12 protein-coding genes and 1 pseudogene are annotated in these 15,200 nt (G+C 72.6%); 3 read left to right on the top strand and 10 right to left on the bottom strand.

Annotated elements, in window-relative coordinates; translation table 11 throughout:
• Positions 1-279: 279 nt before the first annotated feature.
• The 4 genes and pseudogenes from CP973_RS41175 to CP973_RS30105 form a co-directional block, all read right to left on the bottom strand.
• Positions 280-917, bottom strand: a pseudogene (locus CP973_RS41175) (hypothetical protein); the annotation flags it as partial.
• A 6-nt stretch (positions 918-923) separates the two neighbouring features.
• Complete coding sequence (locus CP973_RS30095) at positions 924-1,532, bottom strand: hypothetical protein (RefSeq protein ID WP_150247027.1); 609 nt, start codon at positions 1,530-1,532, stop codon at positions 924-926.
• Between the two features lie 211 nt (positions 1,533-1,743).
• The gene (locus tag CP973_RS30100) at positions 1,744-2,835 is read right to left on the bottom strand and encodes a PucR family transcriptional regulator (RefSeq protein WP_208853412.1); all 1,092 of its coding nucleotides are present in this window, start codon (positions 2,833-2,835) and stop codon (positions 1,744-1,746) included.
• Between the two features lie 178 nt (positions 2,836-3,013).
• Positions 3,014-5,029 carry an NAD(P)-binding protein gene (locus CP973_RS30105; protein ID WP_150250492.1) on the bottom strand — a complete coding sequence of 672 codons (2,016 nt, stop codon included), beginning with the start codon at positions 5,027-5,029 and terminating at the stop codon, positions 3,014-3,016.
• A gap of 377 nt (positions 5,030-5,406) precedes the next feature.
• Here CP973_RS30105 and CP973_RS30110 point away from each other — a divergent pair, with 377 nt between their 5' ends.
• Together CP973_RS30110 and CP973_RS30115 are read left to right on the top strand one after the other, a co-directional pair.
• The gene (locus CP973_RS30110; RefSeq protein WP_030375903.1) at positions 5,407-6,075 is read left to right on the top strand and encodes a potassium channel family protein; all 669 of its coding nucleotides are present in this window, start codon (positions 5,407-5,409) and stop codon (positions 6,073-6,075) included.
• Complete coding sequence (locus tag CP973_RS30115; RefSeq protein ID WP_003982514.1) at positions 6,072-6,740, top strand: potassium channel family protein; 669 nt, start codon at positions 6,072-6,074, stop codon at positions 6,738-6,740. The genes CP973_RS30110 and CP973_RS30115 overlap by 4 nt, the downstream gene beginning before the upstream one ends.
• A 67-nt stretch (positions 6,741-6,807) precedes the next feature.
• Here CP973_RS30115 and CP973_RS30120 read toward each other — a convergent pair whose 3' ends face one another.
• The 6 genes from CP973_RS30120 to CP973_RS30145 all read right to left on the bottom strand — a co-directional run bounded on the left by CP973_RS30120 (position 6,808) and on the right by CP973_RS30145 (position 14,482).
• Positions 6,808-7,671, bottom strand: a complete 864-nt coding sequence (locus CP973_RS30120) for a DUF3159 domain-containing protein (RefSeq protein WP_150247029.1) — start codon at positions 7,669-7,671, stop codon at positions 6,808-6,810.
• A gap of 3 nt (positions 7,672-7,674) precedes the next feature.
• Positions 7,675-8,073 carry an OB-fold nucleic acid binding domain-containing protein gene (locus CP973_RS30125; protein WP_078575270.1) on the bottom strand — a complete coding sequence of 133 codons (399 nt, stop codon included), beginning with the start codon at positions 8,071-8,073 and terminating at the stop codon, positions 7,675-7,677.
• A 148-nt stretch (positions 8,074-8,221) separates the two neighbouring features.
• Positions 8,222-8,905, bottom strand: a complete 684-nt coding sequence (locus CP973_RS30130) for a response regulator (RefSeq protein WP_150247030.1) — start codon at positions 8,903-8,905, stop codon at positions 8,222-8,224.
• A 124-nt stretch (positions 8,906-9,029) separates the two neighbouring features.
• Positions 9,030-11,597 (bottom strand): sensor histidine kinase, encoded by a 2,568-nt coding sequence (locus CP973_RS30135; RefSeq protein ID WP_150247031.1) that lies wholly within the window; start codon positions 11,595-11,597, stop codon positions 9,030-9,032.
• A gap of 152 nt (positions 11,598-11,749) precedes the next feature.
• Positions 11,750-13,669, bottom strand: a complete 1,920-nt coding sequence (locus CP973_RS30140) for an FtsX-like permease family protein (RefSeq protein WP_150247032.1) — start codon at positions 13,667-13,669, stop codon at positions 11,750-11,752.
• 3 nt (positions 13,670-13,672) lie between these two features.
• Entirely contained in the window at positions 13,673-14,482 is an 810-nt protein-coding gene (locus tag CP973_RS30145; RefSeq protein ID WP_150247033.1) for an ABC transporter ATP-binding protein, read from the bottom strand.
• A 173-nt stretch (positions 14,483-14,655) separates the two neighbouring features.
• Between CP973_RS30145 and CP973_RS30150 the strand changes: the two genes are divergently transcribed.
• The gene (locus CP973_RS30150; protein WP_150247034.1) at positions 14,656-15,195 is read left to right on the top strand and encodes a GNAT family N-acetyltransferase; all 540 of its coding nucleotides are present in this window, start codon (positions 14,656-14,658) and stop codon (positions 15,193-15,195) included.
• Positions 15,196-15,200 lie beyond the last annotated feature (5 nt).

A 15,200-nucleotide genomic window follows, 5' to 3' on the forward strand; every position in this document is an offset into this window, starting at 1 on the left:
TGCTAAGCCTTCGTCAAGGTGGTCGCCCACCCGCCACCCGTGCGGGCGGCGACGATGGGCCCGTATGCCGGGACGGTTTTCCGCGGGCCCCACGGCCACCAGCGGTTTCATCGTCCCAGCACAGCGCGGGCCGAAGCCCCCGGCCCCCTTCTTCTTCTCTACGACTTCTTAACGCCGGGCGATTTCCACGCCGCCGTAAAGACCGCTGTTCGGAGCCGCGGGATTTCTACGCTTTCTTAACGGGCCGGACCGCCCGCCCCTTCTCGATCACTCACTTGATCACTTCGGCCCCCGGGTTCTCCGTATCTCTTTGACTTCGGTCCAGCGCCGTGCCGCCTCGGGGCCCAGGCGCCCGCGCAGCCCCGCCGGCTTCAGCAGGTTCGCCTCGGCGCGGTTGGTGAGGGTCCGCGCCTCGCTCTGGTAGTGATCGTCGACGAGCGACGCCGGCTCGGTGTCGTTCGTCACGGGGACCAGGCGCGCCGCCATCTTGCCGGTGTCGCGGTACGCCCCCTGGAGCAGGAACGGCGGCGCGGTGGGTGGTGTCCGCCTGGGCCGCGGAGGCGTTGTAGGCGCGGTTGACGCCGAGGGCGACCGCGCGGACGTACAGGAGCCCGCGCAGTACGGAGACGATCTCGCGCAGATCGGCCGTGCCGTAGGGGTGGGCGAGCCGGTCGGCGCGCGCGCAGTCGTCGCCCTCGGCCATTCGGACCAGCAGGTCGAGGTCGGCGCGCTCGCGGGCGGCGAGCGGGTCGAGGGAGGTGGTGCGGTGGCCGAAGGACCGGGCTGTCCACCTTGACCGGGAGGAGGCCGAGGCGGGCCGCCACGTACTCCATGAGCGTCGTCTTGCTGTAGCCGGGCGGTGACAGCTGCAGGAGCAGGCCCTGGCTGTCGGTACGGCGCCCCTCCCCCGCCCGGCCCGGCGCTCAAGTGGTCGGCGTCAGGCGCCCGTGCCGTGCGGGTCCGTCGGCGGCGTCGAAGGGCGCGACCCGGAAGAACTCGCCCTCGGCGTCGTAATCGAAGATCAGCGCGCTGCTGCCGGCGGTGAGCCCGCTCTCCTGCGTACGGACCTGGACGACGGCCGTCGCGCCGTCGTCGGCGCGCACCTCGGCCTGGCCGAAGTCGGCGGTGACCCGGCCGGTGCGGATCACGCACACCCGGCCGACGAAGTCGTCGCGGGAGGCGACCCGTTCATCAGGCAGCAGGCGGCGGGCCAGGCGCGCCGCGGCGTGGGCACCGAGCCAGGCGGCGCACAGCGAGAGGCCCAGTGCGGCGGCGCGCAGCCGTGGGCTCTCGGTCAGCGCGGCACCGGTCAGGGAGCCGGCCCAGGCGATCAGGACGCCGAGCGAGAGGGTGACCGTCACGGGCAGTCCGGCGGCGCCACCGTCGACACCCTCACCCCCGTCGAGGATGTCGACGGCTGCCCCGCCGATCAGCACCAGCAGCCAGTAGGCGGCCACCACCAGCAGCGCGAAGGTGAACAGGACGGCCGGGAAGGCGAGCGCGGCCCGTGTGAATGCCCCGAAGTCGCCCATGGCCGTCCGTCTCCCGTTCGCGGTGTTCCTGCCGGTTCCTTGATGGTGGCAAGGGGAGGGGGCGCCACACATTGCCGGATTCCGGCAATCTTTACGCGTTTCTGATGTCCTGTTAACGGGCGGTGGTCTTGCTTGCGGGAGTGGCCGGAGGGTAGAGGGGACGGCCGGATTCCGGCCCCGGGGCGGGCCGCCACGGCCCGTTCCCGGAGCCCTACAGCGGCTTGTCCGGCCAGCCGAGCAGCCGCGCGCCCATCGCCGCCGTTTCCAGGGTGAAGCGCTGGAGGCCGTCGGAGGGGTCGTAGCCGGTGAGGAACTTGATGCGCTCCAGGCGGTACGACAGGGTGCGCACGCTCACCTTCAGGCGGCGGGCGGCCTCGGCGTTCACGTATCCGGACGCCGCGAGCGCGCCGATCGTCTCCAGCAGCGGCCCGGCGCCGCCGCGCGACTGTGTCAGCGGGCCGAGAACCGTACGGACGAGGTCGGCCATGGCCGCCCGGTCGCGCAGCAGCACGGGGAAGACCAGCAGGTCGGCGGCGCGCAGCACCGGTTCGTCCAGGTCCAGCTGCTCGGCCAGCTCCAGCGCGCCGAGGGCCTCCTCGTACGAGCGGACCACGCCGCCGGCGCCGGAGTGCGGCCGGCCGAGCGCCACCCGCCGGGCGCCGGGGCGGCCCACGTCGGGCCAGCGCGCGTAGGTGGCGAAGGCGTCCAGCACCGTGCGCTCGCGGCTCGCGCCGACGCAGACCAGCCGGCCCTCCTTGGTGGTGATCAGCACGTCGCGGTCGCCGAAGCGGCCGAGCAGTTCGCGTTCGACCCGGCGGGCGACCGGGTGGATGTCGTCGAAGGGCTCGTCGCCCTCGGCCACCGCGACCGCGTGCTCGTGCGCCAGCCGCAGCCCGAACCGCTCGGCGCGCTCGGCCAGCCGTCCCAGGTCGCTGCGCCCGTACAGGAGGTCGTCGACGAACTCGCGGCGCTCGGCCTCCTCCTGGCGTACGGCGAGCCGCTGTGCGCGTTCGTGACCCTCGCCGAACGCGGCGATCGCGGCGTCCACCGCGCCCAGCACGGCGTCGCCGGTACGGGCCCGCTCCGCGGCGCCCGCGGCCCGCGCCACCCCCGGCAGCGTGCCCCACACCCGCCGCGTCTCCCCCAGGAAGAGCCCGACCGCCTCGCGCAGCCCGTGTCCCGACTCGGCGGCCCGCTCCCCCAGTTCGCGCAGCGCGTCCAGTTCGGCGCGCCGGGGCAGCCGCCCGGTGTCCGACACCTCGGCGAGGAGCGTGGTGTACCCCTCCAGGAATTCCGGGGACATCCCGCCGTGCTGCACCGTCCGCGCTCCTCGTCGCCACACCTACTCCGGCCCCGGCCTTCGGGGCGGGTCCATCCTGCCGGACGGGGCGGGGCGGCCGGAATCGGTACGGTGCCGGAGTGGTGCCCCACAGCGGAACATTCCGCGGCATTCAGCCCATATCGCTATGTCTCCTGTATCGCTATGCCTCCTGCGACGGTGCCCCGGCCGGGCGCGGGCGCCGCGCGACCAGTTCGCCGAGCCCCTGGCGGGTCGCCACCAGCAGGACGCGGTCCTGGGGGCGCAGTTCGTACGCGTCGCCCAGCTCCCGTACCAGCCGGGCCCGGCCGCGCTCCGGTGCTTCCGGGGCGGCGCCGGACGCGGAGTCCGGTGCGTCGTCGGGCGCGGAGGTGTCCACGGCCAGGACGCGCAGCATGCCGGGCCGGAAGACATCGGCGATCCGGCGGCCCTCCAGGGCGGCGTGGCCGCGCGCCTCGACCCGGGCGACGAGCAGGACCCGCCGCTCGACGGGGATCGCGCCGAGGATCTGGCGGCCCATCATCGCGCCGGCGAAGGCGGGCGCGGCCAGGAAGCTGACGCTGCGGCTGCGGGTACGGGCCTGGGGGTACGCGGCGCGCAGCGTGCGGTAGACGGCGGTGGCGAAGCGGTCGTCGAACAGGCGCAGCGTCACCCGGAGCCGGGGCTTGACCGACCGGGCGTACAGCGCCGCCTCCAGATTGGTGGTGTCCTCGCTGGTGAGGGCCAGCAGGGCGTGGGCGCGCTGGATTTTCGCCGCCTCCAGTACGCCTTCGTGCGTGACGTCCCCCACTACCGTCGGCACCCGCAGCCGGCGCGCCAGCGCGATGCCGCGCGCCTCCGGGTCGGCTTCCACACACACCACGGGGATGCCCAGCTCGTGCAGCTGGGCCAGCACCCGCGTACCGACCTTGCCGAGCCCCAGCAGCACCACGTGCCCGGAGAGCCCGCGCGGCGGCCGGCGCAGCGCGGAGGCGTTGCGGAAGGTGCCGAGGCCTTCCAGCGCGGCGGCCACCAGGACCGGCAGCAGCAGCAATCCGGTGAGCCCGGACAGCAGTTGCAGCACCTTGCGGGGGACCGGCTCGCCGAGGGCCGGTTCGTTGATGGCGAAGAGGTCGAGCAGCGAGAGGTAGGCGGCGTGCAGCGGGGAGTCGCCGGTGGTTACGGAGGAGGCGACGGCCAGTGCGAGGACCGCGCCGACGACGCCGGCCAGCGACCAGCGCAGTCTGCGGGAGAAGAAGGTGCCCAGCGGCACGCCCGGGCCGGGCAGGCTGACCCGGCGCCACAGGGCGGCCACGCCGCCATGCCGTCCCTGGCGCTGCCGGTCGCCTCGGCCGCCAGGGCGCTGCTGGCGGCCCGTATAGGAGACGGTTTCCAGGACGACGGAGCCGCGCCCCGGCGCCGCCATGACGGTGGCCTCGTCCGGGAGGAGCTCGGGGCCTTCGTCGGCGGCGGGGCCCTCGTCCGCCCGGCCGGTCTCGCCCCCGGGCGTGTCGGCGGGCAGGTCCGCCGTCGCGGACAGGACGGCGAGCGGGCACAGCCCGGGCGTGGCGGCCTGGGCGGGGCCGCGCTCCACGGCGCGCAGCAGCAGGCCGTCGGCCTCGATGACCTTGCTGGTGCCCGCCACGGCGGTGGCCGCCAGCGCGGGCGCCACGGTGTCGGCGTCGGACAGCACCGTGGTGGACGCGTCGACGCCCTCGGTGTCCAGGGCACCGACGGCCGCCGCCTGGTCGAGCAACTGCTCCAGGTACTGGCCGAGTTTGCGGTTGTAGAGCCGGATCACCAGCCGCAGCCGCGGGTTCAGGCGCCGGGCGCGCAGCGCGGCGTGGATGTTGGTCTCGTCATCGTCGTAGACCAGCGCGAGCGCGTTCGCCGTGCCGATGCCGGCCTCGGTGAGCGTGGCGTCGTCGGCCTCCGGCGCCTCCAGGACCCGTATCGGCTCGTCGGGCGGCTCCTCGGCGCCCCCGGCCTCGTCGGGCGGGCCGGAGGGCGTACGGACCATGGCGGCCGAGACCCGGCCGAGCAGCGCCTGGGCCCGCCCCAGGGGCCCGGGCGGCGGCGGGATGCGGGGCCGGTGGGGTTCTCTGGCGGACGGGACGACGAGGGTGACCCGCTCCCGGTACACGTCCTTGAGTTCGGCGGCGAGGCGGCGCGCGAGGGCGTCGTCGCCGCAGACGACCATATGAGGGGCGGCCGGATGGTACGGGGGCTCCTGAGGCACGGTGGACACGACGCTCAGCGTGCCGTACGGAACGGCCCGTACGCACCTGACCGCGACCGGCCGCAGGGCGCTGAACTGGGCGAAGGGGGCCGCTCCCGGACACGCCGGGCAGTGTGCGCGACCTCCGCCGCCATGATCGGTGAACAAGTTTCCACCCGTACCGCAAGGAAACTTACCCAAAGCTTATGTTCTCTTGTCACGTTCTTAACGCCCAGGACGGCCGTGCGGGCGAACCGCGTGGCCGCACCGGCTCCCATGCCAGGTAGCGTGGTCGCCGAACACGCCAGGTACGAAGCAGCCGGCGTCACAGCACAGGGAAAGGTGCGAGGTAGGGGCCGATGCACATCGTCATCATGGGGTGCGGGCGGGTGGGTTCCGCGCTCGCACAGACCCTGGAGAGCCAGGGTCATACGATCGCGGTGGTCGACCAGGACCCCACCGCCTTCCGCCGGCTGGGCTCCGCCTTCGGCGGCCGCCGGGTGACCGGGGTCGGCTTCGACCAGGACACCCTGCGCGAGGCCGGCATCGAGGAGGCGGGCGCCTTCGCCGCCGTCAGCAGCGGCGACAACTCCAACATCATCGCGGCCCGGGTGGCCCGCGAGATGTTCGGCGTGGAGAACGTCGCGGCGCGCATCTACGACCCGCGCCGCGCCGAGGTCTACCAGCGCCTCGGCATCCCGACGGTGGCCACCGTGCGCTGGACCGCCGACCAGATGCTGCGCCGGCTGCTGCCCTCGGGGGCCGAGCCGCTGTGGCGCGACCCGAGCGGCGGCGTCCAGCTGGCCGAGGTGCACACCTCGCCGGCCTGGGTGGGTCACAAGATCAGCAGGCTGCAGGAGGAGACCGGCGTCCGCGTCGCCTTCCTCACCCGCCTGGGCGAGGCGATGCTGCCGACCTCGCAGACCGTGTTGCAGGAAGGCGACCTGGTGCACGTGATGATGCGCACCGACGAGGTCGAGAAGGTGGAAGCGGTGTTCGCCGAAGGGCCCGAGGAGGCGCACGCATGAGGGTCGCGATCGCGGGCGCGGGTGCGGTGGGCCGCTCCATCGCGGGCGAGCTGCTGGAAAACGGCCACGAGATCCTGCTCATCGACAAGGCGCCGACGGCGATCTCGGTCGAGCGGGTGCCGCTGGCGGAGTGGCTGCTGGCCGACGCCTGCGAGATCACCTCGCTGGACGAGGCCGCGCTTCAGCGCTGCAACGTCGTCATCGCGGCGACCGGCGACGACAAGGTCAACCTGGTCGTCTCGCTGCTCGCCAAGACCGAGTACGGCGTGCCGCGGGTGGTGGCCCGCGTGAACAACCCCAAGAACGAGTGGCTGTTCAACGAGGCGTGGGGCGTGGACGTCGCCGTCTCCACGCCGCGCCTGATGTCGGCGCTGGTCGAGGAGGCGGTGAGCGTCGGCGATCTCGTACGGCTGCTGCGCTTCAGCCACGGCGACGCCAACCTCGTGGAGCTGACGCTGCCGCCGGAGGCGGCGCTGGCCGGCACCCGGGTCGGCGATGTCCAGTGGCCCGAGGACACCTCGCTGGTCACGATCATCCGGGGCAACCGGGTGCTCACGCCGAACAAGGAGGACGCGCTGGAGGCGGGCGACGAGCTGCTGTTCGTCGCGGCCCAGTCGCGCGAGGAGCAGCTGGAGGACCTGCTGTCGGTACGCCGCGAGGCGTGACGGCGCAGCCATACGGGGAAGGGCCGGGAACCATGTGGTTCCCGGCCCTTCCCCGTACCTCCGCTGCTCAGCGGCGGTGCCGGGGCCCCGTGCGGTCCGGCTGCTCGGCGGCCAGCGCCTGCGGCGTGATGTCCTTGGCGAGGTCCGCGGCCACCCCGTCCAGGACGTCGGTCTCCCGCGCCGCGCGCTCCCGCGCCGCCTTCGCCTCCTCCTCGGCCTTCTCCTTGGCCTCCATCTCGGCGAAGACGTCGATCGGCGCCGGCGCCTTGGCCAGGAACAGCCAGGTCAGCCAGACCGCCAGCAGGAACGGCGGGATCTTCAGCGCGATCAGCACCCAGCCGAGGTGGGTGGTGTCCGCCCACCAGTACAGCGGGAAGAGGATCGCGCACTTGGCCAGCAGGATCAGGCCCCAGGCCCAGCTGGCCTTGGCGTACGCCTTCTTGCGGCCCGGGTTGCGGGTGCGCCAGGAGAGGTTCTCCTTGAACACCGGCCCCAGGATCAGGCCGATCAGCGGCGCGCCGGCCAGCGTGGTGACGATGTAGGCGACGCCCAGGCCCAGCGTGTAGAGCATGCCGGGCAGGTAGAAGTCCTTGGCGTTGCCGGTCATCATCGCGAAGACCACGCCGAAGGCCACCCCGAAGACGCCGCTGAAGGCGTGCTTGACGGTGTCCTTGCGCACCAGGCGGGCGGCGGCCAGCACCAGCGAGACCGCCAGCGCGGCGATCGCCGAGATGTGCAGGTCCTTGTTGACCGTGTAGATCGTGACGAACAGCAGACCCGGCAGAACGGTCTCCACCATGCCGCGTACGCCGCCGAAGGCCTCGAAGAGGGCCGCCTCGGTGACGGCTCTGCCGTCGGCGGCGCCGTCCTGCTCCTGGACCGGCCCGTCGTCCGGTCCGGTGGTTCGCGTGGGTCGGTCGTCAGACGTCACCGGCTACTCCTGTCCGAGCGGTCGGAGTTCGTATTTCGGATTGAACAGCACCCGGCGTCCGTGGCTCATGGAGATCCGGCCCGAGGCGATGAGCTTGCGGCCCGGCTCTATGCCGGTGATCGCACGCCGGCCCAGCCACACCACGTCCAGCGCGGCGGAGCCGTCGAACAGCTCCGCCTCCAGGGCGGGCACACCGGCGCGCGGCCGCAGCGTCACATGCCGCAGGGTGCCGGTGACCTTGACTATCTGCCGGTCGTCGCAGTCGCAGATGCGGGTACAGCCGGTGTCCTCGGCGTCCTGCCGCAGCTCGGCCGACTCCAGCTCCTCCTCGGAGGAGGACAGCCTGTCGAGCATCCGGCGGAACCGGCCTGCCGGCTTCTCGGATCGGGTCCCAGCACTCATGGACCCAGCGTACCGGTGTACGGGGGCCGGGATCACGGCCGCGGAGCGCGCCGTGCGGCCCGGTGACGCGCGGCTCACGGCCGGCGCGGTCCGTACGGTCCGGACACCCGCGCCCGAGGCCGGCGCGCGCCGGGTGCCGGTATCCGTATCACTGCTCGAAGCGGTAGCCCATGCCGGGCTCGGTGACGAAGTGCCGGGGGTGCGAGGGGTCGCTCTCCAGCTTGCGGCGCAGCTGTGCCATGTAGACGCGCAGGTAGTTGGTCTCGGTTCCGTAGGAGGGGCCCCACACCTCCTGGAGGAGCTGCTTCTGGCTGACGAGACGACCCGTATTGCGGACCAGGACCTCCAGGAGATGCCACTCGGTCGGCGTAAGGCGCACGTCCCGGCCGCCGCGGTTGACCTTCTTGGCGGCGAGGTCGACGGTGAAACCCTCGGTCTCCACGACCACCGCGTCCTCGGCGGGCCCGGTCGGCTCGGCCCGGCGCACCGCGGCCCGCAGCCGGGCCAGCAGCTCGTCCATCCCGAACGGCTTGGTCACGTAGTCGTCCGCCCCGGCGTCCAGCGCCTCGACCTTCTCGTCCGAGGTCTGCCGGGCCGAGAGCACCAGGATCGGCACCCGGGTCCAGCCCCGCAGGCCCTTGATCACCTCCACGCCGTCCATGTCGGGCAGGCCCAGGTCCAGGACGATGACGTCGGGATGGCGGGCGGCGGCCAGCTTGAGGGCGGTGGCGCCGTCGGGGGCCGCGTCGACCTCGTACTTGCGCGCCTTCAGGTTGATCACGAGGGCCCGTACGATCTGCGGCTCGTCATCGACCACAAGCACCCGGTTCACTGTCGTTCTCCTCGTGGTGGGGAAACCCGCCGGGCCGTGCCCGCGCGGTGTCGGCTGGAAGGCGGCTCCAGGGGGCCGGGGAGCGGCCCGTGCGGGGCCGCTCCGGGGTCGGCGGGGCGCGCGCTCACGTCGTCGCCTGGGCCGGGAGGTCGGGCCGTACCGGCGGGCGGCCGGCCGCGGCACGCAGCGTGAGGACCATGGTCATGCCGCCCCCCGGGGTGTCCTCGGCGGCGAGCGTGCCGCCCATCGCCTCCGCGAAGCCGCGGGCGACCGCCAGGCCGAGGCCCACGCCCGCGCCGCGGGGCGCGTCACCGTACCGCTGGAAGGGCTCGAAGATGCGGTCCTTGGCACTGTCCGGCACACCGGGGCCGCGGTCGGCGATGCGCAGCTCGACGCGGTCGCCGAGGGCGCTCGCGGAGACCAGCACCCGCTCGCCCTCCGGGCTGTACTTGACGCCGTTCTCCACGAGATTGGCCACCGAGCGCTCCAGCAGCCCCGGGTCGACGGCGACGATGGGCAGTTCCTCGGGGATGTCCAGGGTGACGCTGCCCTCGGGGACGCCGCCGAGCGCCATCGGCACCACCTCGTCCAGGTCGATGTCGCGGATCAGCGGGGTGACCGTGCCGGTCTGCAGGCGGGACATGTCCAGCAGGTTGCCCACCAGGTGGTCCAGCCGGTCGGCGCCCGCCTCGATGCCCGCCAGCAGCTCCGCCTCGTCGTCCTCGGACCAGGCCACGTCGTCGGAGCGCAGCGAGGTCACCGACGCCTTGATGCTCGCCAGCGGCGTCCGCAGGTCGTGGCTGACCGCGGCCAGCAGCGCCGTACGGATGCGGTTGCCCTCGGCCAGCTCCCGGGCCCGCTCCGCCTCGCCGACCAGCCGCTGGCGGTCCAGGACGACGGCGGCCTGCGCGGCGAACGCGGCCAGCACGCGGCGGTCCTCGGCGGGCAGCACCCGGCCGGTCAGGGCCAGCGCCATGTGGTCGCCGACCGGCATGTCCACGTCCGCGTCCTCGGGACGCAGCAGCGGCTTGGCCTGCGGATCGCCCTCCGCGGTGCCGCCGACCCGGCCGGCACAGGTCCACGGGGCGACGTCGCTGCTGCGCTCCAGCAGCGCGACCGACTCCATGCCGAACGTCTCCCGTACCCGCTCCAGCAGCGCGTCCAGCGTCGTCTCGCCGCGCAGCACGCTGCCCGCCAGGAAGGAGAGGATCTCCGACTCGGCGCGCAGCCGCGCCGCCTGATGGGTACGGCGGGCCGCCAGGTCGACGACGGAGGCGACCGCCACGGCGACCGCGAAGAAGATCACGATCGCGACGATGTTCTTGGGGTCGGCGATGGTGATCGAGTGGGTGGGCGGGGTGAAGTAGAAGTTCAGCAGCAGCGACCCGACCGCGGCGGCGGCCAGCGCCGGCAGCAGTCCGCCGATCAGCGCGGCGGCGACGGTCAGGAAGAGGAAGAGCAGGACGTCGTTGGCGAGCCCGGGGCCGTTGTCGAGGGCGGCGAGCAGCACCGACAGCAGGACCGGCCCCACCACGCCCAGCAGCCAGCCGGCGATGATCCGGGCCCGGCCCAGCCGGGCCCCGCGCGCGACGGGCAGGCCGCGCCCCTTGGCGACCTCGTCGTGGGTGACGATGTGCACGTCCAGGTCGGGCCCGGACTCCCGGGCGACGGTGGCGCCGACGCCCGGCCCGAAGACGTACTGCCACGCCTTGCGGCGGCTGGAGCCCAGCACGATCTGGGTGGCGTTGACGCCGCGCGCGAACTCCAGCAGCGCGCTCGGTATGTCGTCGCCTATGACGTGGTGAAACGTCCCGCCGAGATCTTCGACGAGGGTGCGCTGTACGGCCAGTTCCTTGGGCGAGGCCGAGGTCAGCCCGTCACTGCGGGCTATGTAGACGGCGAGCACCTCGCTGCCCGAGCCCTTGGCCGCCATCCGGGAGGCGCGCCGGATGAGCGTACGCCCCTCGGGGCCGCCGGTGAGGCCGACGACGATGCGCTCGCGCCCCGCCCAGATCTTGGAGACACTGTGCTCGGAGCGGTACTGCTGCAGATACTCGTCCACCCGGTCGGCCACCCACAGCAGCGCCAGCTCCCGCAGCGCGGTCAGATTGCCCGGCCGGAAGTAGTTCGACAGGGCGGCGTCCACCTTGTCGGGCTTGTAGATGTTTCCGTGCGCCATCCGGCGCCGGATCGCCTCGGGCGACATGTCGACCAGCTCGATCTGGTCGGCCCGGCGGACGATCTCGTCCGGCACGGTCTCCCGCTGCCGCACGCCCGTTATCGACTCGACCACGTCGCCCAGCGATTCGAGGTGCTGGATGTTGACCGTCGAGATCACGTCGATCCCGGCCTCCAGCAGCTCCTCCACGTCCTGCCAGCGCTTGGCGTTGCGGGAGCCGGGCACGTTCGTGTGCGCGAGCTCGTCGACCAGCGCGACGGCCGGGTTCCGCCGCAGCACCGCGTCCACGTCCATCTCGGTGAACACCGAGCCGCGGTACTCCAGCTCCGCCCGCTCGATCTGCTCCAGCCCGTGCAGCATGACCTCCGTACGGGGCCGGTCATGATGCTCCACGAACGCCACCACGACATCCGTCCCGCGCTCCACCCGCCGGTGCGCCTCGGACAGCATCGAGTACGTCTTTCCGACGCCCGGTGCAGCGCCGAGATAAATCCGTAGCTTGCCGCGTGCCATGGCCCCATTGTCTTACGTCAAGCCCGCCCCCACCGGGCTGAGCCTGCTGCGACCCTACCGACCGCGCATCGGGATAAAAGGTGCAGGTGGCGGCTGGGGGGCAGGTCTTTACGGGACTCTGATACGGGTGGGGCGGAGAGTCGGCGAGGGCGCTACCCGGCTCCCCGCAGGGCCGCCGCCGGGCGGTGCCGCAGGGCGATGCGGGTGGTCACGATCCCGGTCGTGAGGGCGAGGAGGCCCGCGCCGCCCAGGATGAGGGCGACGGTGCCGGCCGGGAGATCCGGAGCCGGCGAGCCGGTCAGGGCCTGGCTGAAGACCGCGAGCACCGCTCCGGCCACTGCCGCCCCGACGAGGAGCGCGGCGACGACGACCACTGCGTTCTCCAGGCGCATCATGCGGGCGACCTGGCCGCGGGTCGCGCCCACCAGGCGCAGGAGCGCGAATTCGCCGGAGCGTTCCATCGTGGTCATCACCAGGGTGTTCACGACCGAGATCGATGTGAAGGCCGTCACCACCAGCAAGAGCAGGTAGGTGGCGGTCATGGAGGCGTCCCGGTCGCGCAGGGCCTCGGCGCGGTGGGCGGCGTGGTCGAGCACCTGCCAGGACGGCTCGTTCCTGTGCAGGGCCGCCAGGCCGTCGGCCAGCTGCCGCTGGGCGCCGGGGGCGGCGCGGACGTACACCACGTCAAGGAGCGGCCGTTCGCCGTCCAGGTGCCGCGCGGTCAGCCGCTGTGGGAGGACGGCTTCGCCGAAGCCCCGGGAGCGGGTGTAGACGGCCGTGACGTGCAGCTTCTCCGTCCGGTCGTCCTCCATGGAGACCGTCGCCGTATCGCCGACACGTACGTGCGCGCGCTGCGCCAGGTCCGTACTCAGAGCGATGTCCCGCGGGCCGAGACGGCCGATGCTCCCGTCCCTGACCCCCAGGTCGAGAACCTTCTCCAGCGGCCCGTCGGTGACGGACTGCGCCATGCCGGACGGGCCCTTGAGCGCGTCCTTGTCGGTGAGCAGGGTGATGTACGTCCCCGTGGCGCCCACCGCGGCCCCGGCTCCGGGCACCGTCCCGGCCGTGTGCGCGGCCGAGACCGGCAGGCCCGCCCCGTCACTGCGTAACAACGCGTCGGCGACCAGGCGACGGCTCTCTTGGTGCCACTGCTCGTTCCACTTCATCTGGGGGACGAGCAGGGCGACGGCCGCGAAGGCGACCGTGAGGGACAGCGGTCCGGCGGCGCCGCCCAGCCGCCGGTAGCCGGTGCTGAGGTTGGTCTTCACCAGCAACCCGATGGAGGGGAACAGGATTCGGCACAGCATCCCGAAGACGCCTCCCGCCAGCTTGCCCACCCACGGGCTGAGCAGTGCGACGGCGACCATCAGGACCATGACCAGGCTCACGGCCGTGTTCGCCGCGTCCGAGCCGCCCGAACCGCCGATCGCCACGAGCCCCCAGATTCCCGCGGCCAGGACCGCCAGGCCGATCCAGGTGCGGATTGCTCCGACACGCCGGCGGGGCACCGAGGCCTCGCCCAGTGCCAGCAGCGCGCGGACCCGGGAGGCCCGTCTGCCGCTGCTCCACACGGCCGCTTCGGCGATCACCCAGCAGACCAGTACGGCGGACAGCACACCGGCCGGGCCGAATGCGAGCGGGAAGGCGGACGGGATCATGCCGCGGGCCGCCAGCCAGGCCCGTAGCCCGTCGGCCAGGAGCACGCCGAGAGCGCAGCCCGGGACGGCGGCGACAGCGGTGATGACGAGCACTTCGTGGGCGATCAGCCGACGGACCTGGCCGGGGGTCGCGGCGATGGCGCGCAGCAGGGCGATCTCCCGCGTCCGCTGCTGGACCGACAGGGAGAAGGTGCCCGCCACCGCGAAGGCCATGACGAACAGACAGACGAAGCCGAAGGGCACGACGAAGGACACCACGTCCGCGCCGCCCTGCGCCGGGGACGCGCCGGCTCCGGCGTCGAGCAGCACCGCGCAGGCGGTGGTCAGGATCAGCGCGCAGAGCATGGTGACGAACGAACCGGCGAAGGACACCTTGCGGGTCCGGATGGTCCACCATGCCAGTGGGAGAAGCACGGCTCACACTCCCAGACGGGTCATGCGCTCGGCGATGACATCCGCCGACGCCCGGTGCAGGACATCGGTGACACGTCCGTCCGCCAGCAGCAGCACGGCGTCGGCGTACGAGGCGGCCACCGGATCGTGGGTCACCATCAGGACGGTCTGCCCTACGTCGTCCACGAATTGGCGCAGAAGTCGCAGTACGTTGCGTGCCGAAGCCGTGTCCAGGGCTCCGGTGGGCTCATCCGCGAAAACCACCTCGGGGCGGGTGATCAGGGCTCGCGCGATGGCCACGCGCTGCTGCTGGCCGCCGGACAGTTCGCCGGGCCGGTGCTTGCGGCGGTCGGCGAGGCCGACGTAGGTGAACAGTTGATCCAGCCATCCGGCGTCGAGGCGCATGCGACGGCCGGCCAGCCGTACCGGGAGGGTGATGTTCTGCTCCGCCGTCAGCGCCGGGAGGAGGTTGAAGCCCTGAAAGACGAACCCGACGCGTTCCCGGCGCAGTTGGGTCAGTTGTCGTTCGTTCAGCGGGGCCAGGTCCCGGCCGGCGATCTCCACCGTGCCCCGGTCCGGGCGTTCCAGGCCGGACGCGCAGTGCAAGAACGTGCTCTTGCCCGATCCGGAAGGGCCCATGACAGCGGTGAACGACCCGTAGGGTAACTCCGCCGTGACATCGTCGAGCGCCGTGACGGCGGCTCTTCCGCTGCCGTGTGACTTGGTCACGGCGTCGAGGCGCACCGCCCAGCGGGCGTGCCGTGCCTCGGCGTCTTCCTGGGACCGGCCGGCCTCGTGGCGGTGGTAGATCGCCGAGCCTGCGTGCTTGTCCACGAACGTTCTCTTTCTCTCCGGAACACTGTGTGTGGTGGTCATGACCACCACACGCAAACCCGGTCGTCATAACACGGCGGCTCTCCTCCAGCAGGCGCGGAGCATGGCCGGTACTCACTTTCACGCCACCGGACAACTGGTGCTCCGCTGGCCTCCTCAAGGAACATCCCCCCATGACCGACACACACCCCCGCCTAACCCACACCGCCCACCTCGATGCCCATGCACGCGCCGCGGCCAAAGCCCTCCTCAACGAGGTCTTCGAGGGTGACATGTCCGAAGAGGACTGGGACCACGCCCTGGGCGGTATGCATGCCCTGGTGTGGGAGGGCGACGAGCTGATCGGGCACGCTTCGGTGGTGCAGCGTCAGATGATCCATGCCGGGCGGCCTCTGCGGTGTGGTTACGTGGAAGGGGTCGGCGTCCGCGCGGACCGGCGTGGGCGGGGGCACGGTGCGGCCATGATGACGACACTGGAGCGGGTCGTGCGCGACGCCTACGACCTGGGCGCCCTCAGCGCGTCCGACGGGGCCGCCGACTTCTACGCGGCGCGGGGCTGGCAACTGTGGCGGGGCGCGTCGTACACCCTGGCCCCGAGCGGACTGCGGCGTACCGAGGAGGAGGACGGCAGTATCTATGTGCTGCCGGGGGCTGCACCGCTGGACCTGACGGGTGACTTGGCTTGTGACTGGCGGAGTGGGGACGTCTGGTGACGCCA

Origin of the sequence: Streptomyces albofaciens JCM 4342, assembly GCF_008634025.1 — a bacterium.
Classification (GTDB): Bacteria; Actinomycetota; Actinomycetes; order Streptomycetales; family Streptomycetaceae; genus Streptomyces; species Streptomyces albofaciens.